We start from the raw sequence: 20,245 nt of genomic DNA on the forward strand, positions 1-20,245 counted from the left end.
CCCGCCATAGCTCAGGGGAGGTTCAGGGTCAGCCCCGATGGTTGGCGCGGCGGTCTGAAACCATCATTGAGGATATGAACCCGCAAGAGAACCCTCCTCCCCCACCCCATGACGCCGACGGCGCCCCGCACCCTTCCTCCGCTGACGGACCCGCGGGCCCGGGCGCCGGCTTCTTCGGCTGGGTCCGCAGTCTGCGGATCACCCGCGGTCAGGACCGCTGGATCGGTGGCGTTGCGACCGGGATCTCCGCCCGGACCGGCCTGGATGTGGTCCTGGTCCGCGGTCTGTTCGTCGTGCTTGCGATCTTCGGCGGAATCGGACTGCTCGTGTACGGCCTGGCGTGGGCGCTGCTCCCCGAGCCCGACGGACGCATCCACGCCGAATCCGCGGCCCGCGGCAGCTGGACCTCAGGTATGACCGGCGCCCTGGTGGCTTCACTCCTCGGCCTCTGGCGGCCCAACACACCGATGTTCGGCAATACCGGCGGTTTCGGAGGATTCATCTGGAGCCTGTTCTGGATCGGCGTGGCGGTGTTCATTGTCTACTGGATCTCCAACTCCAGCAGGAACCGGAACGACGCCGTTCCCGGCACACTTCCGCTGGACACCTACTCCACCGGTAGCGCGACTGCAGGCGCCCCTCCCACTAGCAACCCCTCGGGCGGCAGCGCTTCCGGCGGCACCGCACCCACCGACGCTTTTCCACCCGTGACCTACCCGACCCGGCCGTACACCGCTCCCGTTCGCCCACCAGTGAACCCCAAACCGGCAATACCGCGACCCGTAGGATCGGACATCGCCATCTTCCTCGGCGGCGCCCTGCTCCTGGCGGCGCTGGTACTGGTGCTGGACTATGTCGGGGTGCTCACCCTCGGCGGCAGCGTCATCCCCGTTGCACTGGCGACCGGCGTCGTCGTCCTGGGTCTCGGAATTGTCCTTCTGGGCATCCGCGGGCGAAGCTCCGGCGCTCTGGGATTCCTGGCGGCCGTCGCGATCGCGGCGACCATGCTCTCATCCGCATCCCCGCTCACAGGCAACTGGGTTCTCGCGGACCAGGGCCGGTGGTCGATGACCGCGGCCAGCCCGGCTCCCGAGGGATACACCGTCTTCGCCGGCCAGGGCCGGGTTGACCTGACAGGGCTCACGGACCTCAGCAGGGACGTGGTCATCCCGGTCAGCGCAGCGGCCGGGAACGTCAACATCCTGGTCCCGGACAACGTGCCGGTGGATGTCCGCTCGCGCCTGGCACTGAGCTCCACCGACCTTGTGAGCGCCGCGGACACCACCAGCATCGGCGGCGTCTGGCAACCGCGCACCCTTCACCTGAACGAGGATGCGGAGGGCCCCCGCATCATCCTCGACGTACGCGGCGTGGCCAGCCACATCACCATCGCCACCACCGAAGACGCGCTCCTCGACACCGAAAGCGGGCAGTAACCATGAGCACCCTCTATCCGAACCGGAACGACGACGACGCCCGCCCCCGTGCAGGCACCATCATCTGGGGAGGCCTCGCCATGGTGATTGGCCTGCTGGTCCTGGCGGGCGAGCTGACCGGGCTGGTGCTGGACCCTGTGCTGGTCTTCATGGTGCTGCTGATCGGCACCGGTGCCGCCCTCATCGTCGGCGGAATCCTCTCGATGAACCGCCGTCCCTGAGCGGACCCCCCGTTTCCGTGACATCCCCCACCGAATACGAAAGCATGGACCAATGGAACCCTTCTTCAACGCTCTCCGCTCGTCCCCCATCAAGCGCGCACCCGGAGGGTGGTTCGGCGGGATCGCCTCCGGAATCGCCCTGAAGTTCGGGTGGTCCGTCGGCCTGGTGCGGATCGGGATACTGCTCAGCTTCCTGCTGCCCGTCATCGGGCCCCCGCTGTACGTGGTGTTCTGGCTGCTGCTCCCGAAGACCGACGGAACAATCGCGCTGGAGAGCCTCATCTCGAACCGCTGACCCGGCCGGCACCGGTTCCGCCGCGGAGGCTTCACAAACCGCCGCGGCGGTTCAGTGTGTCTAGAATCATACGGGGCTCAAGGAGGCGCCTGGCCAAATCACCCGTCCACGATTGATTGGAAAACTCCTTAGATGAAGATCGGAATCCTCACCAGCGGAGGCGACTGCCCCGGGCTCAACGCGGTGATCCGCGGAGCAGTGCTGAAGGGCATCAAGACCGACAACCTCGAATTCGTGGGGTTCCGTGACGGATGGCGAGGCGTCGTCGACGGCGACATCATCGATCTGCCCCGCCATGCGGTCCGGGGAATTTCCAAGCAGGGCGGCACTATCCTGGGTACGTCCCGCACCAACCCGTTTGACGGCAACGGCGGCCCCGACGCGATCAAGGCCAACCTCGACAGGCTCGGCATCGACGCAATGATCGCCATCGGAGGCGAAGGCACGCTCGCGGCGGCGAAGCGCCTGACCGACGCCGGCCTGAAGATTGTCGGCGTGCCGAAAACCGTTGACAATGACCTGGACGCCACCGACTACACGTTCGGTTTCGACACGGCCGTGCAGATCGCCACCGAGGCCATCGACCGGCTCCGGACCACCGGTGAATCGCACTCCCGCTGCATGGTCGCCGAGGTCATGGGCCGTCACGTCGGCTGGATCGCACTGCACGCGGGCATGGCCTCAGGCGCGCACGCCATCCTCATCCCCGAGCAGCAAACCTCCATCGAGCAGATCTGTGAATGGGTAACCGACGCACGGGACCGCGGCCGCGCACCCCTGGTTGTTGTCGCTGAAGGCTTTGTCCCGTCACACCTGGAACAGGCCCACTCCGAGCGGGGACTGGACACTTTCGGCAGGCCGCGTCTGGGCGGCATCGCCGACCAGCTGGCGCCGGAGATCGAGGCCCGCACCGGCATCGAAACCCGCGCCACCATCCTCGGCCACATCCAGCGCGGCGGGGTTCCGTCCGCGTTTGACCGGGTACTGGCTACCCGGCTGGGCATGGCGGCCGTCGACTCCGTCATCGACGGGCTGTGGGGCACCATGGTGTCCCTCCACGGCACCGAGATTGCACACGTGGGCTTCGAGGCCGCGTTGGGCAACCTGAAGCGGGTCCCGCAGCACCGCTACGACGAAGCTGCCATCCTCTTCGGCTGAGGGCGTCTCCTCCAGCGGATAACGTTGCCCCATGACTTTCGGGATGAAGCTCGAGCCCGGCACCGTCTCGATCATCCAGCTCGCCTGGTCGAGGCTGCTGGGGCTCGACGACGGCGCCATGGCCGGCAACAGGGACCGCATCTGCCGCGAGGACAACAGTGTGCTCACGTTCATTTCCCTCTTTGGACAGGAAGCGCTGGTGGGTCCGGCCTGGGCGATCGACGCTGCGAAGGGGCTGACCGGCGTCGAGCTCTCCCGTCAGGCAACCCTGCTGGCGCTGAGCCGCCCGTACGGCGGGCGGGGGCTGGGCGAAGCGAACCTGTACTTCTGCGACGCGCTGCCCTCCTTCGCGGAGGATGGACCGCCGGTGAGCAGCGAACCCGAACATGCGCTGGCCCTGGAGCGGCTCTGCCCGCCCGACGACGTCGCCGAGGTGGGGTTGAGCACCCTGGAACACCAGTGCGTCCTCGTCAATGAGGCCACCGAACCTCCGTTCCCGCTTGCCGGTGCCGGTTATGACATCACGGAAGGAATCCTGGCGCAGCTCGGTGTTCTGACGGCCCCTGCTGAACGACGGCGGGGCCTGGGTTCCTATGCGGCAGCGGTCGCGGTGGAGGAATCGATGGCTTCCGGTCTCATTCCGCAGTGGCGCGCCCGCACGGACCATCCTGCCTCGCAGCGGACAGCACTCAGGGCGGGCTTTGTCTACGCGGGCACCCAGACCTCAGTCGCGTTGGAACGTCCCAGCGGTGAGGCAGGCTAGGGGAAAAGCTCCAGCATGTCCGGCCGCCCGAACATTCCCGCGGCGTCCCGCGCCGAGGGTGTACCGGCGTCAGGGTCAGCGCCGGCATCCAGCAGTACCTTTACTACGTCCGCATATCCCTTGAAGACTGCCCCTGCCAGCGGGGTCTGGCCGCGGTCGTTCGCGGCTTCGGGGTCAGCTCCCCGGGCAAGCAGGTCAGCCACCACGGACGAGTGCCCGTTGTAGGCGGCGAGCATCACGAGGCTGTCGCCCGCCGCGTTGGTCAGGGTTGCCGGCACGCCGGCGTCGAGATACCGGCAAAGCGTGGCGCCGTCGCCCTCCCTTGCCGCGTCCAGCAGACGGTGCGCCAGCGCTATCGCCGCGTCCGCCGATGTATCCGGGGTCTCCTGTCCGGTCATGCCCGCCCGCCCTTCAGCAGTCCAGTGGGACGGCCGACAACCTGGCCGGCGTCCGTGGCGACGATCAGTTCCTGTGCGGCGGCGTAGTGCTCGTCGCCGTCGACCACGTCGAGGACGGCGTCAGGATCCACGCTGCGTTTGATGACGGCGAGTCCCACCGCTCCCATCTCGTAGTGCTGGCCCACCGAGGTCAGTGTCCCGACAGTCCGTCCACCGACGACGACGGCGCTGCCGCGTTCCGGGAGGGTGTGCTGGCTGCCGTCGAGCTGCAGGAAGACCAGCCGCCGCGGCGGATGACCCAGGTTGTGGACACGCGCGATGGTTTCCTGGCCCTTGTAACAACCCTTCGTGAGGTGGACAGCGGTGCGCAGAAGGTCCAGTTCATGCGGGATGGTGCGTTCATCCGTCTCGACGCCGAGGCGCGGACGCCAGGCGGCAATGCGCAGCGCTTCCGCTGCCATCATTCCCGCGAGCTTGAGACCCTCGACTGCTGCCGGAAGATCGGCCCGGGGGACCAGGTACTCGTGCCAGGGCCGGTCGGTGCCCGGGTGGGAAGCTTCCGGCACAACGCTGTAGGAGTAGCCGCCGGTACACACGTGCGGCCAGGCATCGGTCCAGGTGAGATTTCCGGTGAACCGCTCGACCGGCTTCACCGAACCGACCGTTGCCCAGTCCGCGGTGACGTCCGTTATCTCCACGCGGAGCATGAACTTCATGCGGTCCAGCCACTGCGCAAGCGGGCCGGCTTCCCAGCTTTCGGTCAGCAGCCAGGTGGTGGCGCCGTCGTCGACCACCCTGGGGCTGTACTCGATCCGGCCCTGCACCGTGAGCAGCAGGGTCTCGGTGGACTCCCCCGGAGCCAGGTCAAGCAGCAGTTGGGAGGAAATGGTGTTGAGCCAAGTCAGACGGTCGGGACCGGACACTGTGACCACGCCGCGGTGCGACAGGTCGACTACGGCCTCCCCGCGCGCGAGGGCGCGCTGTTCACGCAGCGGATCACCGTAGTGTGCCGCCACGCCTTCATCGGGTGCGCCGGCAGCAACGGCGCCGGACAGGGAAAGCAGGGGGCTTGTGTAGCTCATACGGTTAGCAACGTTCCTGTTGGTGACGGGTATTCCGCCCCGGTGCAGTTCTATTCCACACCGGTGCGGCTCAGGAGACCTTGGCGAGGATCGCGGAAGCATGGGCTTCCAGCGAGCTGCCCTCCGCCGCGATGTCCCAGCGCCAGTAGAGGTCGCCGTTCACCAGCCCGAACAGCCGGGTGGCTGCCGAATACTCCTTGGAGTGCTGGCCGCGCATCACGAGATCCGTGGTGAGCTGGATCTGCGGGCCCTTGATACTGCCGTAATACAGTTCCGCGATGCCGCCCGGGTGAACGATGGTGGCCGTGATATTGAATCCGCCCGCCTCATTGCGGAACTGTTCCACCTCATCGGCGCTCTTGAGTGCAGGCACGATGTCAGCGGGGGAAAGACCGGGCCCGACGTCGGCGTCGTTCAGTTTGCGGTCCAGCGCCCAGAATCCGGTCTCAACCGACAGCGGCCGGAGGGTATTGCCCTCTTCATCGGTCAGCCAGCTCTCCGCCGTGTACTGCACGTAGGGCAGTCCGTGCTGGGTGAAGGTGGCCCGCTGGAAGAAGTGCTCGGAATCCGCGGTGCCCTCGCCCAACCTGCCGGTACCCTCCCAGGTGCCCAGCAGCCAGGACAGCGGAACCAGCTCGGGAGTCAGGTCCGTGGGGATCTCAAAGGACATGGGTCAGCGGACGCTACTTCTGGCCCTTGTACAGGCGCGCGATGACGAGCGCCGCGAAACCGGCCATGCCCAACCCGGCGATCACCAGCAGCGAGATGAAGAAGATTTCCAGCGCAAGAATTGACATGGTTCCATCCTAACGCTGTGATTCCGACGGTTACGCCACCGTGACTTCACCGTCGGCGGGTCGCTTTCAGCTCAGCAGGAGCCTCTCCAGGAAGTAGACGAGCGAGCCGAGCCCGAGGATCGGAGCCGCCCCGACAGCGATCAGCGCCGGTGCGCTGAGCGGAGTATCGCGGCTGATCACCAGGCGGCGGGCAGCCATGATGACTGCGCCGCATACCGCGCCGATGACGGCTGCGGGCAGTTCCTCGACGTCGGTGAAGACGAGCGCGCACAGCGGTCCGGCGAGCGCGGCAAGGAGGACGCCGATCGGGGCGACCATACGGTCCGGCCAGGGCAGGAGAGTAACGAGGAGCGCGGCCAGGACGCTGATGCCGGTCACCAGTGTGACGCCGGAGGTGCCGGCGTTCACGCTGAGGTTCTCGGCGGCGATCCAGCCGGCACCGAGCGCCGTCAGCAGGACGCCGGAACTGGTGCCCAGCGTTGATTCGAGGCGGAAGCTCTGTCCGGTGCCGCGCAGGAGCTGGATGAGGAAAACCGCGCCAAGACCGAGCGCAACCGCCACGGGAAGCCAGGTGAGCGCAGCCCCGGACGGCGACACGTAGGCGGCAGCGCATGCCGCGAGCGCGCTGAGCGCGATGGCCGTCGACTGACTCTTGCGCGCCGGAACTCCGAGGACGTAGGGCCACCCGATGGCCGCTGCAAGGACCAGGACACCGACGACGACGGCGGTCGCCGGCAGGGACAGGTAGGACGCGCCCACGATGGCGGCCAGCGCGACCACCGCGACCAGTGCCGCCATCAAGTTCCTCACCCCTGCAATACTGCACTACCCGTGCGCGGAGCGTCGAAAACGGGCCGCGCACGGCCCGGGCCGATTCTTCGGGCTGCTGCCGCGGTGCGGGCATCCTGCGGCGCCATGTTACGACAGTGCCGGCGGTCACACCGGTATACTGAATGGAATCCGCTGCCGGTCTGCGGGAACACACGCCGCCCGCGGCGCCCGGTTACCGTGGCGCCCCGCCCGATGATGCGCGTCCCAATCCCTGGAGGACATATGCCGCACATCCTGATGCTGACAAACAGCCCGGGCTCGTCCGTGGAGATCCTGCCCGCGCTTGAACTGCTCAACCACAAGGTGCACATCCTCCCGGCGGAGCCGACAGCCCTGCTTCAGACCGAACCCAGCGACGTGGTCATCATCGATGCCCGCAAGGATCTGGTCGGAGCCCGCTCCCTCACGCAACTGCTGCGCGCCACCGGCCTCAGCGCACCGCTGATGCTTGTCCTCACCGAAGGCGGAATGGCGGCGGTTGCCGCGAACTGGCTGGCCGACGACGTCGTTCTCGACTCTGCGGGGCCGGCCGAGGTGGAAGCGCGGCTGCGTCTGGTGATCGCACGGGCCAACACCGCGGCGGAGGAAGTTTCGAGTGAGATCCACGCCTCCGGCGTCGTCATCGATGAAGCCAGCTACACGGCCCGGGTGGGCGGCGAACCGATGAACCTGACCTACAAGGAGTTCGAGCTCCTGAAATACCTTGCGCAGCATCCCGGCCGGGTCTTCACCCGCGACCAGCTGCTGCACGAGGTCTGGGGCTATGACTACTACGGCGGAACCCGGACAGTCGATGTCCACGTCCGCCGGCTGCGCGCCAAGCTCGGAGCGGACCATGAGCAGCTCATCGGGACCGTCCGCAACGTGGGCTACAGGTTCACCCTGAGCCGCCAGCCGGACGATTCCGCCGTCACCCAGCAGGCCTAGAGGCCTCTAGTCCCGCAGCACGGATCCGCGTCCGCCGGTGGCACATTCGCCGTCATACGGGGCATAGCAAAAAGGCTCCCTCCCCGCTGCTGCGGAAAGGGAGCCTTATGGATTGGTGGAGGACATACGGGTCGAACGTATCGAGGGCGCCCCACTGGCGCATCCCCCCGGTTGCCCTCTTTCGAGCGCTTGAAAAGCCTACAACACCTCCCGGGCGTCGCCAAAAACAGCTCGCGTCGGGGACCTCGCCCACTAGCGCCCAGTGCGCTCCCAACACTCGCTTCGCTCGCGTCGGGGCCCTCGCCCACTAGGCTTACTGCCATGACGGCTGAAGCACCCACCTGGCCCATTCTCACCATCGACGGAGCCCCGCGAGACGAGGTCCTGGGGGACATCGTGGCCCTCGCCCGCGCAGCGGAGGACGCGGACGGTAACCCGCCCCTGTCGGAACAGACGCTCGTCAATCTGCGCACCTCTCAGCACCACCCGGAGTCCCTCCTGGTCTTCGCCACCTACGCCAGTGACGGCCACCGCCGCAGCAACAACCAGGCCGCCACCCAAGAGGCCCACACCCACGGCACCCCCAACAATGGCACTCGCAGCGATGCCACCCGTGACGACGGCGAGGAACTGGCCGGTGTCGCCGTCGTCAGCCTCCCCCGCAGCCCGGGGCAGCCGGGCGTCCTCGAGCTGGTGGTCCGTCCCACCTACCGGAACCAGGGTGTCGGGACCAGCCTGGTACGCGCGCTGCAGAGCGCCGACCTTCCCGAGCTGCGGGTCTGGTCGCACGGCAACCATGCCGCCGCCGTCGAACTCGCTGTGAAGGCCGGCTTCACACCGGTACGGGAACTGTGGCGGATGCGGCAGACCAGGGCAGCGCTGGAAGCGACAGTGCCCGACGCCGTTGTGCCGGACGGGGTACGGCTACGCACCTTTGAACCGGGCCGGGACGAGCAGGCCTGGCTTGAAGCGAACGCTGCCGCCTTTGCGCACCACCCCGAGCAGGGCTCCATGACGCTTGAGGACCTGCAGGCGCGCATGGCGGAGGACTGGTTCGATCCCGCGGGCCTGATCCTCGCGGTGCGGGAATCCGATGGTGCGCTCCTTGGCTTCCACTGGACCAAGGTGCATCCGCGCAGCGGCAAGCACCCCGCCATCGGGGAGGTTTATGTGGTGGGCGTGACCCCGGCTGCGCAGGGCATGGGCCTGGGCAAGGCGCTGACCATTGCCGGGATCGAGCATCTGCACTCCCTCGGGCTGCAGGCCATCATGCTGTATGTCGACGCTGACAACACCGCCGCCGTTGCGCTCTACCGGTCACTCGGGTTCACCCGCTGGGACGTCGATGTCATGTACGCACCGGGCAACACGCCGGACAACTTGTAAGGTTGAAGGAGCCTCAACCGCAGCCTCGCAGGGCGGGTTGAGTGCCGCACCGAATCCACAAAAGGAGACACCATGGAAGCCGAAACCGCCGCCCGGGTCCCGGCACGGTATGGATCATCCGAAGTGGCTCCCGCCCGCGCAACCCAGGACCGCATTGACATCCCGGAGTTCGCCCCGAGCCTCCTGCCTTCGGGCGAGATCACCGCGGACCGTTTCCTTGACCGCGAACTGAGCTGGCTGCACTTCAACGCCCGCGTCCTTGACCTTGCCGAGGACCCTGACCTTGCCCTGCTGGAACGGGTGAACTTCCTCTCGATTTTTGCCTCGAACCTCGATGAGTTCTTCATGGTGCGCGTCGCAGGCCTGAAGCGCCGCATCGCCACCGGGCTCGCCGTGCCTTCCGCTGCCGGGCTGAGCCCCATCGAGCAGCTCGAGACGATCATGAGCGACGGGCTGGCCCTCCAGCGACGCCACGCCGCCGTGTTCTCGGAACAGATCAGGCCGGCCCTGACAGCTGAGAACATCCACCTCACCACGTGGGACCAGCTCGACGAGGCGGCGCGGGCCGAACTGAACAAGCTGTTCGCGGAAAAAGTGTTTCCGATCCTCACCCCCCTCGCCGTGGATCCGGCCCACCCCTTCCCCTACATTTCCGGGCTCTCACTGAACCTCGCCGTCGTCGTCCGCAACCCGGTGAGCGACAAGGAGCTGTTTGCACGCGTCAAGGTGCCGGACCAGCTGCCCCGCCTCATCTCCGTGGACGGACCCCGAGCCGGGAACGTGGCCGGGCGGACGGCCCGTTTCATCCCGCTGGAGGAGGTCATCGCGGTCCACCTGGACCAGCTGTTCCCCGGCATGGAAGTTCTTGAGCACCACACCTTCCGCGTCACCCGCAACGAGGATCTCGAGGTCGAGGAAGACGACGCCGAAAACCTCCTGCAGGCGCTGGAAAAGGAGCTGCTCCGGCGCCGGTTCGGCCCGCCCGTCCGCCTCGAGGTGACCACGGACATCAACCCCAGCATCCGGGCGCTGCTGTCCCGGGAACTCGGCGTTGAGGATGCGGAGGTCTATGATCTGCCCGCGCCGCTGGACCTGCGCGGACTCGCCGTCATCGCCGGGATCGACCGCGGCGACCTCCACTACCCCAAGCATGTGGCGCACACCAGCCGCGACCTCAATGAGAGTGAAACCTCGAAGGCCGCCAACGTCTTCGCTGCCATGCGGCGCAGGGACATCCTCCTGCACCACCCGTATGACTCGTTCTCCACCTCCGTGCAGGCATTCCTCGAGCAGGCCGCCGTGGACCCCAAGGTGCAGGCAATCAAGCAGACCCTGTACCGGACCTCCGGCGACTCCCCCATCGTGGACGCCCTCATCGACGCGGCGGAAGCCGGCAAGCAGGTCCTGGCCCTCGTGGAGATCAAGGCCCGCTTCGACGAGCAGGCCAACATCTCCTGGGCACGGAAGCTGGAGCAGGCCGGCGTTCACGTGGTCTACGGCATCGTGGGACTGAAAACGCACTGCAAGCTCTCACTTGTGGTGCGCCAGGAGATCGACGGGCTGCGGCGCTACTGCCACATCGGCACCGGAAACTACCACCCCCGCACCGCCCGCTACTACGAGGACCTGGGGCTGCTCACCGCCAACCACGAGGTGGGCGAGGACCTCTCCCGCCTGTTCAACCAGCTCTCCGGGTACGCGCCCAAGTCGACATTCAAGCGTCTGCTGGTGGCGCCGCGGTCCGTGCGCTCGGGCCTGATCGAACGCATCGAGCAGGAGATCGCGAACAGCGAGGCCGGCCTGGAAGCGCGCGTGATTATCAAGGTGAACTCGATCGTGGATGAAGCGCTCATCGACGCCCTGTACCGTGCCTCGCAGGCCGGTGTGCGGGTCGATGTGATTGTCCGCGGCATCTGTTCGGTGCGCCCGGGGGTTCCCGGACTCAGCGAGAACATCACCGTCCGCTCCGTCCTCGGCAGGTTCCTTGAACACTCCCGGGTGTTCGCCTTCGCCAACGCCGGCGATCCCGCCGTGTTCATCGGTTCTGCGGACATGATGCACCGCAACCTGGACCGCAGGGTGGAGGCGCTGGTGCAGCTGTCCTCTCCCGAACACCTCACGTACCTGATCTCACTCATGGACCGCTACCTCGACGCCGGCACGGCAAGCTGGCACCTGGACAGTGACGGCGAGTGGATCCGCCACCACAAGGACGACGACGGCAACCCCCTGAGCGATGTGCAGTCCTGGCTGCTCGCATCCCGGTCGCGCAGCCGTCTGCGGCCGGCCCGCCAGTGATGGTCCAGCCGGACACCGCGGTCGACAGGAAGCAGAGCAAGTCCGGCGCCGCCGTCGTCGCTGCCGGAGCACTGTGCTGGCGCAAGCGGCAGGGCGTCCTGGAGGTCCTGCTCATCCACCGTCCCCGCTACGATGACTGGTCCTGGCCCAAGGGCAAGATCGACGCCGGTGAAACCACGCCGGAATGCGCCGTCCGGGAGGTCCAGGAGGAGATCGGATTCACTGCAAAGCTCGGTATCCCGCTCCCGTCCATCGAGTACCCGGTGGCGTCCGGGCTGAAGGTGGTGCACTACTGGGCTGCGAAGGCGGAGGGCCTCACGCCGAAGCCCGACGGCAAGGAAGTCGACGCATTCCTCTGGTGTTCCCCTGAACGTGCGGCCGAGCTGCTGAGCAACCCCTCCGACCGGGAGCCGTTGTCCGCGCTGGTGGAAGCCTCCGCGTCGGATGACCTGGACACCTGGCCGCTGATCGTCGTCCGTCATGCCAAGGCCAAACCGAGGTCCTCCTGGACCCGGGCTGAGGGCGAACGCCCGCTCGCCGCATCCGGGCGCCGCCAGGCGCTGGCCGTGAGCCGTCTGTTGCAGGCGTGGTCGCCCGAGCGCATTGTCAGCAGCCCATGGGACCGCTGCGTTCAGACGGTGATGCCGTACGTGAAGCGCTCAAACGCGAAGCTCAAACTCGTCGACGCCATCACCGAGCGGGACGCCGCCCGTAAGCCGGGCCGGGCACGGGCCACCATCGAGAAAGTGTTCGACAAGCGAGCCTCGGTGGCAGTCTGCAGCCACCGGCCGGTCCTGCCCCTGATCCTGGACGAACTCCGGGCGCACATGCCGCTCCATCTCGCCAGTCTCCTTCCGGCGTCGGACCCTTATCTCTCTCCCGGCGAGGCGATCATCTGCCAGGTGAGCCTCAGGAAGTCCGGGAAAATTGTCTCGGTTGAGCAGTTCCGGGCCTACGATGACTGATTCAGGGCGCACACCTCGACAGGTCCTAGACTGATTGTCGTGACTATTCCGGTTCCCACTCCGTATGAAGACCTGCTCCGCGACGTCCTGGTCAACGGCACCTCGAAGTCCGACCGCACGGGCACAGGCACGCTCAGCGTGTTCGGACGCCAGCTCAGGTTTGACCTGGCAGAGTCTTTTCCGCTGATCACCACCAAGCGGGTTCACTTCAAGTCGGTGGCACTGGAACTGCTCTGGTTCCTGCGCGGCGATTCGAACGTTTCCTGGCTCCAGGAACGCGGGGTCAAAATCTGGAACGAATGGGCGGACGAGTCCGGTGAGCTGGGTCCCGTCTACGGCGTGCAGTGGCGTTCCTGGCCCACGCCCGACGGCGGCCACATCGACCAGATCGAGCGGCTCATCGAGGGGCTCAGGACCAACCCCGATTCGCGGCGGCACATCGTCTCGGCGTGGAATGTCGCCGACATCGAGAACATGGCGCTGCCGCCCTGCCACGCCTTCTTCCAGTTCTACGTTGCGGACGGCAGGCTTTCCTGCCAGCTGTACCAGCGCTCCGCGGACACCTTTCTGGGTGTGCCGTTCAACATCGCCTCCTACGCGCTGCTCACCCTCATGGTGGCGCAGCAGGTGGGGCTGGAACCCGGCGAATTCATCTGGACCGGCGGGGACGTCCACATCTACGACAGCCACCTGGACCAGGTCACCGAGCAGCTGTCCCGCGAGCCGTACCCGTACCCGGCGCTCCGGATCAACCGGAAGCCGCCCACCATCTTCGACTACGAGTTCGAGGATTTCACGGTGGAAAACTACCGGCACCACCCCACAATCAAGGCCCCGATCGCCGTATGACTGAACCGCTGAGCCCGGCAGCAGCCGTGGGAACACCGCTGGTCGGCATGATCTGGGCACAGACCGTGGACGGCGTCATCGGCAGGGACGGCACCATGCCGTGGCATCTGCCCGAAGACCTCGCCCATTTCAAACGGACCACCGAGGGACATCCGGTCATCATGGGCCGGCGCACCTGGGAGTCCTTCCCCGAGAAGTACCGCCCGCTCCCCGGCCGTACCAACATCGTGGTGACCAGGCAGCAACGCAACCGCGAAGATTTCCCGGGGGCCGTCGTCGTCGGCTCGTTCGAGGACGCGCTCAGTGAGGCTCGGCGGAGCGAGGGCGCTGAGGAGATCTGGGTCATCGGCGGCGGCCAGATTTACTCGGAGGCGGCACCGCACGCCCACGCTGCGCTGGTCACGGTGATCGATTCCACCGAGCAGGGCGACACCTACGCGCCCGCTCTGGGAAGCGCCTGGGCCCTCGCGGGAACCGATCCGTCCGGAGGCTGGACCACGTCCGGCAACGGCACGCGGTTCCGCATCGGCCTGTGGATCCAGGACCCCGCTCATGGGCAGCCCTCCCCATCGCGGGATGCGCCTTCCGCCGGGTAGCCTCAGGTACCACAGGGATCGTATTCGGGGAAAGACGCGGGGAACAATGACTGGGACGCTGGGGGCCAACCCGGATCAGCTGCGCTCACTGGCGCAGCACTGCGGCACGGGGGCGCAGTCACTGCTGGACATTTCAGCCGGTGTGTCGGCCGTGATCAACAATCCCGGGTTCTGGAAGGGCAGCGACGCCGACCGCACCCGCCAGCAGTGGAATACCGTCCTCCGGCTGCAGATCCTGTCCGCTTCGGCGAGCCTTGACCGGGCAAAGTCGGAGCTGCTGGAGCAGGCCGCCGACCAGGAGCGCACCAGCTCGGATGCTGACGGGCCCGGTGGTCCTGGTGGTTCTGGAGGTCCTGGTGGTCCGGGGATGACTCCCGCGGGGTGGCCCGGGCAAACCCACTCCCCGGGCGAGGACGCAAACGTTCCGGGACCGGACTGGCTCCTGGGACCGGATTCCCCCTTCCGGGACGGCTGGGACATCTACCAGCTCATCAAGGCCTTCCCCAATATCCGTGCCGGCCTGTTCGATATCGGGGCCATGCTGACGCCTGCCCTGCGCGGCGGGTTCCTGGACCCCACGGCCTGGACAGGGCTCCGCAGCTCCAACATGCTCAGCGGGTTCTTCAACACCTCCAGCGACCTGTTTGACGGCAACTGGCACACCGCCCTCAACCTCACGGAAGGCTCGCGTGCGTTCGCGGCCTTCGATGGGCTGGGCAAGGGACTCGGAGTGGTGGGCACCGGTCTTGACCTGTATGACACGGTGGTCCACTGGAACGAGGGAGACAAGGGCGCGGCCGCCTACTCAGGCGTGAAGACCGCCCTCGGGATCGCCTCGTTTGCGCCGCCGCCGGTCGGTACGGTGGCTATGGTCGCCAGCGGTGCCCTCGCCATCTATGACAACGTTCCGGTGGTACAGGATGCCGTCAACGCAGTGGGCGGCGCCATCGCCGACACCGCCGGCGATGTGGGCGGCGCCATTGCCGACGGCGCCGATGCGGTGGGCGATTTCTTTGGTTTCTAGGACGTCAATTTCACAAGGAGCAGCACGATGACCGAGACCGTGTCCAAACCCGGGCAGGCCGACACTCCCTATCCGGACGCCATCGGATTCGGATTCGCCGAGGTGGCTGCCCTGCTGAACCTTGCTCCGGGTCCCGCGGCCACGCAGAGCGCCGCGGCGCTCCGGGTTGCCGACGAAATCGGAGACACGCGCCTGGTTGCTGCGGGAGGCTCCTCACTGGTGGCGCGTGGGCTGGCGTTCGCCGAGCCGGACGGGGTGCTCTCGGTCGCCGGGCCGGTAGCCGCGGTCACCCGCGCACTGACAACGGCGCGCCGCCGGATCGAGATCAGCCTCGTTGCGCCGGACTACTCCGACAGCGTGCTCTCGATCGAGTCGGACGACTATGACATCCTGATGCAGCCGCGCAGCCACCTCACCTGGTTCGCGATGGCCAAGCGGCCCGATATCACCGGCGCCGAGGCGAACTTCTTCATCGTTCGGTCGCACTGCGCCGAGCACCCCGACGGCGGTGCCATTGTCCGGAACCGCGAGACGCCCGACGCCGGCGAACTTCTCATCAAGGTCGAATCAGGCGCCTGGACGGTGGGGAGCCGGCTCCCCGGAGCCGATTCGGTGGAATCCGAACAGGGGCTTTCCGACGAGGACGTCCTGGCCCGGCTCCGCACACTCCGGCAGGACTGATCCATGGTGTACAACGCGGAGCGGGAAGCCCGTGACGCCGAAACGACGGCGGCACATGAGGCGCAGATCCGGCTGACCGGTGAGAAGCGCGTGCTGATGCGGGCGGTCACCGGGGAACTCGTCAGCTACACGCCCGAAGAGTACGGTGTGGGCCGGCTCGGGCTGGGTCCGCGCATCAACACGCGCTGGGGGCATCTGGTGTACGTGCTCGCCATCGGGGCTGTGATCGGCGTCTTCCTTTATTTGCCGCTTCATGGATTGTTCGTGGAGGGCGATCCGGAGTCCGGCTGGTTCCTGATTGTCCCGGCGCTCCTGGCCCTGCTCGAGGTGTACGCAGTGCGGAACCTCATCCGTGAGTGGCGCGCGCACAAACTGCGCGAAGAACGCGGGCTTCCGCGCCCCGCCTACTGAGCTCCACGCCGTCACCCCCGCTGGACCCTGGCATGCCCCGCCAACTGAGCTCCACGCCGTCATTCCCGCTGGACCCTGGCATGCCCCGCCAACTGAGCTCCACGCCGTCGTTCCCGCTGGACCCTGGCCCGGCTGCGGTTCCCCAGGCTGAGGCGGAAGTTTCGCTGAGGATGTAACCGAGGTGGGCAGTTTGCCCCGCTCCCCTAAACTGGAAGCATGACAACCGCTGCGCACCTGCCCTCGTCCGTGCCCTCAGTCGGGCTCGTCGGCTGGCGCGGAATGGTCGGCTCGGTCCTGATGCAGCGCATGCAGGACGAGGGCGACTTCCGCCTCATCGACCCGGTCTTCTTCTCGACCTCCAATGCCGGTGGAACCGCTCCGGCGTTCGCGGAAGGCGCCGGCCCGCTGCAGGACGCGTACGACGTCGAGACCCTCGCCAAGCTGCCGATCATCGTCACCGCCCAGGGCGGCGGGTACACCTCCGAGGTGTACCCCAAGCTGCGCGACGCCGGGTGGGACGGACTGTGGATCGACGCTGCATCCACCCTGCGCATGGAGGAAAGCTCCATCATTGTGCTGGACCCGGTGAACCGTGACGTCATCGACGCCGGCCTGTCCCGCGGCGTACGGGACTTCATCGGCGGGAACTGCACCGTCTCCTGCATGCTGATGGGTCTCGGCGGTCTGTTCCGGAACGGCCTCGTCGAGTGGGGCACCTCGATGACCTACCAGGCGGCTTCCGGCGGCGGAGCCCGCCACATGCGTGAACTGTTGAACCAGTTCGGTTCCATTCACGGCGTTGTCGCCGGAAATCTCGCGGACCCGGCATCGGCCATCCTCGACATCGACCGCGCCGTACTGGCCCAGCAGAAAAACCCCGCCATGGACGCATCCCAGTTCGGGGTGCCGCTGGCCGGATCGGTCATTCCCTGGATCGACGCAGACCTCGGCAACGGGCAGTCGAAGGAAGAGTGGAAGGCCGGCGCCGAAACCAACAAGATCCTCGGCAAGGACACCACCGAGGGTACCCGGATCCCGTTCGACGGGTTGTGCGTGCGGATCGGGGCGATGCGCTCGCACTCCCAGGCGCTCACCCTGAAGCTCACCGAGGACCTCTCCGTCGCTGAAATCGAGAACCTGATCGACCAGGACAACCAGTGGGCAACGGTGGTACCCAACACCAAGGAAGCCACCCTTCAGGGCCTCACGCCGGTGGCTGCCAGCGGAACGCTGGAAATCCCGGTCGGCCGCATCCGGAAGCTCGAGATGGGCCCGGAGTACATCAGCGCGTTCACAGTGGGAGATCAGCTGCTGTGGGGCGCTGCCGAGCCGCTGCGCCGCATGCTGCTCATCGCGACCGGCAACCTGTAAGCGCGCCGGCTCCGGGCGTCTCCCAAGACCTCCGGCCCAGCCTTTCGAATCTGTGTATTAGGTATCTGCTTAGCTGAAGTCCTCTCGTTTTCCGGGATAACGAGGGTTTTCAGTGGATGGGGGCCGGTACTCACAGCCTGGTCCAGCAGGCGATAGAAGAGCAGCCCGCGGCTCTTGGACGTGCGCCGGTTGAACCGGACGGTGAACTCGTCGAGGTAGTAGGCGAACTGTTCCCTTGAGGCGCCGTAATGCATGGTGCCGATCATCCAGCGCTTGAGCTGGGAGGCGACAATCATGATGACAGACCCCCCATGCCAGAAGTACGGCAAGCTGAGCGCTCACCAGTTCCGCGGTTCCTGCCAGGCGCTGAACGGCAGGTTTTGGATCATCTGCCTATACGAACCACGGGAACCGGAAGATATTGGCCAATGTGCTGCCCAGCAAAAACGCGACGAAGGCGATGTGCGCGAAAGCCACGATAATTGTGTGTAGACCCCGAGTCCGTCATTGGCCACCTTCTGTCTACACTCCCGCCCCGTATCAGCCGGACCATGCCGAATACGATCTGTGCGATCAGCTCGTCGCCGCCTGAAGCGGGGCGTTCCCCTGCCGGGGCCGGCAGAACAGGCAGAGCTAAGCATGCGCCGAGCAGAAGACATGATCCGCCTTCCGGACCGATACTGCACCATCTTCCGCCCGCGAAGCCGATGTCAGGGCGGAGCAGCCGCGCCGCCGACGCTGCTTTAGGAGGATGCGCATCCGGATTCCCCGTCGTTGTCCTGCCCTTCGGCTTTTTCCCTGGCCTGCTGCTGGTGTTGGCGAAGTTTCTCTGCGGCATCGCGGCGGCGGCGCATCTGTCCCCGCAGCCCGCTGCCCCAGCTACCGTCGGCCTCGGGAAGGATCAGGGGTATGGCAGAAGTGGCAGGCTGCCGCCGGGAGCCGGCTTCCTCGTCTCGTTCGTCACCCATACTGGATCGTCCCACCCGGCCACGGCCGCTAACAACACCCCCTGCGTACAGCAAAGGGCGATACCGGGCCCCGGGGCCCGCTGCCTTGGGCTGTCCGCCGTAAACACGATGGTGTTGCCGGCAGGGTGCCAGCCAGTTGAAGGGTTACCGAATGCGCACAAAGACCGGCCTGCGTGGTACGAGAAGTCATCAGCCGGAACAACGCCAACCCGCGCGCTATCCCCCGGCTTCACGTTGGCTGACCGCTGCCGCGTCATCCGTAGCCGGGAGGCAGATGCCGTAAACTCAAACCGGCTGGCTGGGTTTTCAAACCCCGGGGCCGGTGGGCATGACAGACGGCGGGCGTGGGCACTACAGCTTTACAGATGTCGCCAAAGGAGGATCCATTGGAGGAGCTGGTAGGGGACGCCATCATGGGCATCGTCGTCGCCTCAGCGGTAGTGCATTCGGCCTCCTTCCTCCTGGTGCTTGGCAGTACGGGTCGGCGTGGCGCGGTGGCCAGGATCGGCATGCTCGTCGGATCGCTTGTCCCGCTCCTGGGCCCGGTCCTGGCCATCGTCACAGCCTGGGCTTCCCGTGGACGGCGTTGATTGTGTCAAGGCCGTAACGCTTAAGTGCGGAATCAGGACGACCGGGCCTGCCCCGTTGTCGAATGCCGGGCGAGGCAATCCGCCGGGCTCATAGCCAGCCGGAAACCGACATCGCATACATGCACCCCACGCCGCAGCCACTAACTGGCAGGACCTTTCGCTCAATCCCGGCCCGTTGCAGCAGGCCTTGGCGATGGACACTCCGCTGCTATTGCAGCAGACCTGGTGGACCACGGCAGCGAGGGCCTGTGCGGCCTTCATCGCTCCGCTCAACAGGCACGGCGCTACCCTGCCTGGCCAGAACACGAGTGCGAGGCGAATGGCTTTGCGGGCTGATCGCAGTGACAGCCGGTCACGTCGCACAACTCACCCGGAATGGACTTCTTGGAGGTCCGGACGGGCCCGGCGCAGCCGATGGCAATGGTCTTCGTGACCGCTCTGTGCTCGCTCCCCGTCCGCTCCGGTCTCACGATGCCCCGCACGCTCAGCCTGCGGGGCCGACCCACCGCTCGCGCCGAGCACCTTAATAGGCCAGCGCGAAACCTTGACCAATTACCCCCTAGGGGTATATATTGGAGGAAACGATGAAAGGACCGGCCATGGAAGGCGTAGTTTCGACACCCCTTGACGAGGGGGCCATCCACGGATACACCGCCGACAAGGCCGCCTACAAACGCCGGCTCAACCGGATTGAGGGGCAGGTCCGCGGTATCGCACGGATGATTGAGGACGACAAGTACTGCGTCGACGTTCTCACGCAGATTTCCGCTGTCACCAAGGCGCTCCACGCGGTGAGCATCGGACTGCTTGAGGAGCATATTTCGCATTGCGTCGTGGGTGCAGCGAACGAGTCCGTGGCCACCGGGGACCCTGCCGCAGTCCAGGACAAAGTCCGGGAAGCCTCGGAGGCGATCAGCCGCCTGCTGCGCTAGCCGAAGCCTCCCCGGCTACCGATAAGGACAATCACCATGGAAACTACCATCAGCATCTCCGGAATGACCTGCGGACACTGCGTGGACGCCGTGACCGAGGAACTCTCGGCCCTCGACGGTGTCGAAGAGGTCAACGTGGAATTGAACAAAGGCGGTATCTCCCGCGCGGCGATCAGTTCCCGCATGCCGCTGAAGCCGGCGGAAATCAGCGAAGCTGTCGCGGAGGCTGGCTACGTCGTCGTCTCCAACGGCGCCTGAACACCTCA

24 protein-coding genes and 1 pseudogene are annotated in these 20,245 nt (G+C 66.5%); 19 read left to right on the top strand and 6 right to left on the bottom strand.

Annotated features, from left to right (window positions below):
* The first annotated feature begins 74 nt into the window (after positions 1–74).
* From BLS52_RS01475 to BLS52_RS01495, 5 genes are all read left to right on the top strand, one after another.
* On the top strand, positions 75–1,436 hold the full coding sequence (locus BLS52_RS01475; RefSeq protein ID WP_090584233.1) for a PspC domain-containing protein: 1,362 nt from the start codon (positions 75–77) through the stop codon (positions 1,434–1,436).
* Between the two features lie 2 nt (positions 1,437–1,438).
* The gene (locus BLS52_RS01480) at positions 1,439–1,657 is read left to right on the top strand and encodes a hypothetical protein (protein WP_090584234.1); all 219 of its coding nucleotides are present in this window, start codon (positions 1,439–1,441) and stop codon (positions 1,655–1,657) included.
* Between the two features lie 52 nt (positions 1,658–1,709).
* On the top strand, positions 1,710–1,952 hold the full coding sequence (locus BLS52_RS01485) for a PspC domain-containing protein (protein WP_090584235.1): 243 nt from the start codon (positions 1,710–1,712) through the stop codon (positions 1,950–1,952).
* 132 nt (positions 1,953–2,084) lie between these two features.
* Positions 2,085–3,110, top strand: coding sequence for a 6-phosphofructokinase (locus BLS52_RS01490; protein WP_090584236.1), 1,026 nt, complete (start codon positions 2,085–2,087; stop codon positions 3,108–3,110).
* Positions 3,111–3,141: 31 nt separating this feature from the next.
* Positions 3,142–3,873 carry a GNAT family N-acetyltransferase gene (locus tag BLS52_RS01495; protein WP_245702646.1) on the top strand — a complete coding sequence of 244 codons (732 nt, stop codon included), beginning with the start codon at positions 3,142–3,144 and terminating at the stop codon, positions 3,871–3,873.
* On the opposite strand, the gene BLS52_RS01500 is transcribed toward BLS52_RS01495, so the two are convergent.
* The 4 genes from BLS52_RS01500 to BLS52_RS01515 all read right to left on the bottom strand — a co-directional run bounded on the left by BLS52_RS01500 (position 3,870) and on the right by BLS52_RS01515 (position 6,948).
* The gene (locus BLS52_RS01500; protein ID WP_090584237.1) at positions 3,870–4,271 is read right to left on the bottom strand and encodes an ankyrin repeat domain-containing protein; all 402 of its coding nucleotides are present in this window, start codon (positions 4,269–4,271) and stop codon (positions 3,870–3,872) included. The genes BLS52_RS01495 and BLS52_RS01500 overlap by 4 nt on opposite strands.
* Positions 4,268–5,353 carry a CAF17-like 4Fe-4S cluster assembly/insertion protein YgfZ gene (ygfZ, locus tag BLS52_RS01505; RefSeq protein WP_090584238.1) on the bottom strand — a complete coding sequence of 362 codons (1,086 nt, stop codon included), beginning with the start codon at positions 5,351–5,353 and terminating at the stop codon, positions 4,268–4,270. The genes BLS52_RS01500 and ygfZ overlap by 4 nt, the downstream gene beginning before the upstream one ends.
* Before the next feature lie 70 nt (positions 5,354–5,423).
* On the bottom strand, positions 5,424–6,023 hold the full coding sequence (locus tag BLS52_RS01510) for a nitrobindin family protein (RefSeq protein WP_026545687.1): 600 nt from the start codon (positions 6,021–6,023) through the stop codon (positions 5,424–5,426).
* Positions 6,024–6,216: 193 nt separating this feature from the next.
* On the bottom strand, positions 6,217–6,948 hold the full coding sequence (locus tag BLS52_RS01515) for a hypothetical protein (protein ID WP_090584239.1): 732 nt from the start codon (positions 6,946–6,948) through the stop codon (positions 6,217–6,219).
* A gap of 255 nt (positions 6,949–7,203) precedes the next feature.
* On the opposite strand from BLS52_RS01515, the gene BLS52_RS01520 reads away from it, so the two are divergent.
* The 10 genes from BLS52_RS01520 (at position 7,204) to asd (ending at position 17,489) form a co-directional block, all read left to right on the top strand.
* Entirely contained in the window at positions 7,204–7,908 is a 705-nt protein-coding gene (locus BLS52_RS01520) for a winged helix-turn-helix transcriptional regulator (protein WP_026545689.1), read from the top strand.
* 321 nt (positions 7,909–8,229) lie between these two features.
* Positions 8,230–9,294 carry a mycothiol synthase gene (mshD, locus tag BLS52_RS01525; RefSeq protein ID WP_090584240.1) on the top strand — a complete coding sequence of 355 codons (1,065 nt, stop codon included), beginning with the start codon at positions 8,230–8,232 and terminating at the stop codon, positions 9,292–9,294.
* 72 nt (positions 9,295–9,366) lie between these two features.
* Positions 9,367–11,592 (top strand): RNA degradosome polyphosphate kinase, encoded by a 2,226-nt coding sequence (locus BLS52_RS01530; protein WP_090584241.1) that lies wholly within the window; start codon positions 9,367–9,369, stop codon positions 11,590–11,592.
* Positions 11,592–12,557, top strand: a complete 966-nt coding sequence (locus BLS52_RS01535) for an NUDIX hydrolase (protein WP_090584242.1) — start codon at positions 11,592–11,594, stop codon at positions 12,555–12,557. The genes BLS52_RS01530 and BLS52_RS01535 overlap by 1 nt, the downstream gene beginning before the upstream one ends.
* 45 nt (positions 12,558–12,602) lie before the next feature.
* Positions 12,603–13,406, top strand: coding sequence for a thymidylate synthase (locus BLS52_RS01540; protein WP_090584493.1), 804 nt, complete (start codon positions 12,603–12,605; stop codon positions 13,404–13,406).
* Positions 13,403–14,002, top strand: a complete 600-nt coding sequence (locus BLS52_RS01545) for a dihydrofolate reductase (protein WP_090584243.1) — start codon at positions 13,403–13,405, stop codon at positions 14,000–14,002. The genes BLS52_RS01540 and BLS52_RS01545 overlap by 4 nt, the downstream gene beginning before the upstream one ends.
* A 46-nt stretch (positions 14,003–14,048) precedes the next feature.
* Positions 14,049–15,026: a hypothetical protein gene (locus BLS52_RS01550; RefSeq protein WP_090584244.1), complete on the top strand. Its 978-nt coding sequence runs from the start codon at positions 14,049–14,051 to the stop codon at positions 15,024–15,026.
* 27 nt (positions 15,027–15,053) lie between these two features.
* Positions 15,054–15,707 carry a hypothetical protein gene (locus BLS52_RS01555; protein WP_090584245.1) on the top strand — a complete coding sequence of 218 codons (654 nt, stop codon included), beginning with the start codon at positions 15,054–15,056 and terminating at the stop codon, positions 15,705–15,707.
* Positions 15,708–15,710: 3 nt separating this feature from the next.
* The gene (locus tag BLS52_RS01560; RefSeq protein WP_090584246.1) at positions 15,711–16,118 is read left to right on the top strand and encodes a hypothetical protein; all 408 of its coding nucleotides are present in this window, start codon (positions 15,711–15,713) and stop codon (positions 16,116–16,118) included.
* A gap of 216 nt (positions 16,119–16,334) precedes the next feature.
* Complete coding sequence (gene asd / locus BLS52_RS01565; protein WP_090584247.1) at positions 16,335–17,489, top strand: aspartate-semialdehyde dehydrogenase; 1,155 nt, start codon at positions 16,335–16,337, stop codon at positions 17,487–17,489.
* 119 nt (positions 17,490–17,608) lie between these two features.
* On the opposite strand, the pseudogene BLS52_RS19085 reads toward asd, so the two are convergent.
* Positions 17,609–17,779: pseudogene (locus BLS52_RS19085) on the bottom strand (IS1595 family transposase); the annotation flags it as partial.
* Between BLS52_RS19085 and BLS52_RS18245 the strand changes: the two are divergent.
* The gene (locus tag BLS52_RS18245; RefSeq protein ID WP_071416381.1) at positions 17,742–17,981 is read left to right on the top strand and encodes a hypothetical protein; all 240 of its coding nucleotides are present in this window, start codon (positions 17,742–17,744) and stop codon (positions 17,979–17,981) included. The pseudogene BLS52_RS19085 and the gene BLS52_RS18245 overlap by 38 nt on opposite strands.
* Before the next feature lie 251 nt (positions 17,982–18,232).
* Here BLS52_RS18245 and BLS52_RS01575 read toward each other — a convergent pair whose 3' ends face one another.
* On the bottom strand, positions 18,233–18,457 hold the full coding sequence (locus BLS52_RS01575) for a hypothetical protein (RefSeq protein WP_071416380.1): 225 nt from the start codon (positions 18,455–18,457) through the stop codon (positions 18,233–18,235).
* 386 nt (positions 18,458–18,843) lie between these two features.
* Here BLS52_RS01575 and BLS52_RS01580 point away from each other — a divergent pair, with 386 nt between their 5' ends.
* From BLS52_RS01580 to BLS52_RS01590, 3 genes are all read left to right on the top strand, one after another.
* On the top strand, positions 18,844–19,047 hold the full coding sequence (locus tag BLS52_RS01580) for a hypothetical protein (protein ID WP_071416379.1): 204 nt from the start codon (positions 18,844–18,846) through the stop codon (positions 19,045–19,047).
* Positions 19,048–19,646: 599 nt separating this feature from the next.
* The gene (locus BLS52_RS01585; RefSeq protein ID WP_139186211.1) at positions 19,647–19,979 is read left to right on the top strand and encodes a metal-sensitive transcriptional regulator; all 333 of its coding nucleotides are present in this window, start codon (positions 19,647–19,649) and stop codon (positions 19,977–19,979) included.
* Between the two features lie 36 nt (positions 19,980–20,015).
* The gene (locus tag BLS52_RS01590; protein WP_071416377.1) at positions 20,016–20,237 is read left to right on the top strand and encodes a heavy-metal-associated domain-containing protein; all 222 of its coding nucleotides are present in this window, start codon (positions 20,016–20,018) and stop codon (positions 20,235–20,237) included.
* The last annotated feature ends 8 nt before the right edge of the window (positions 20,238–20,245 follow it).

Origin of the sequence: Arthrobacter subterraneus (assembly GCF_900099735.1) — a bacterium.
Classification (GTDB): Bacteria; Actinomycetota; Actinomycetes; order Actinomycetales; family Micrococcaceae; genus Arthrobacter_D; species Arthrobacter_D subterraneus.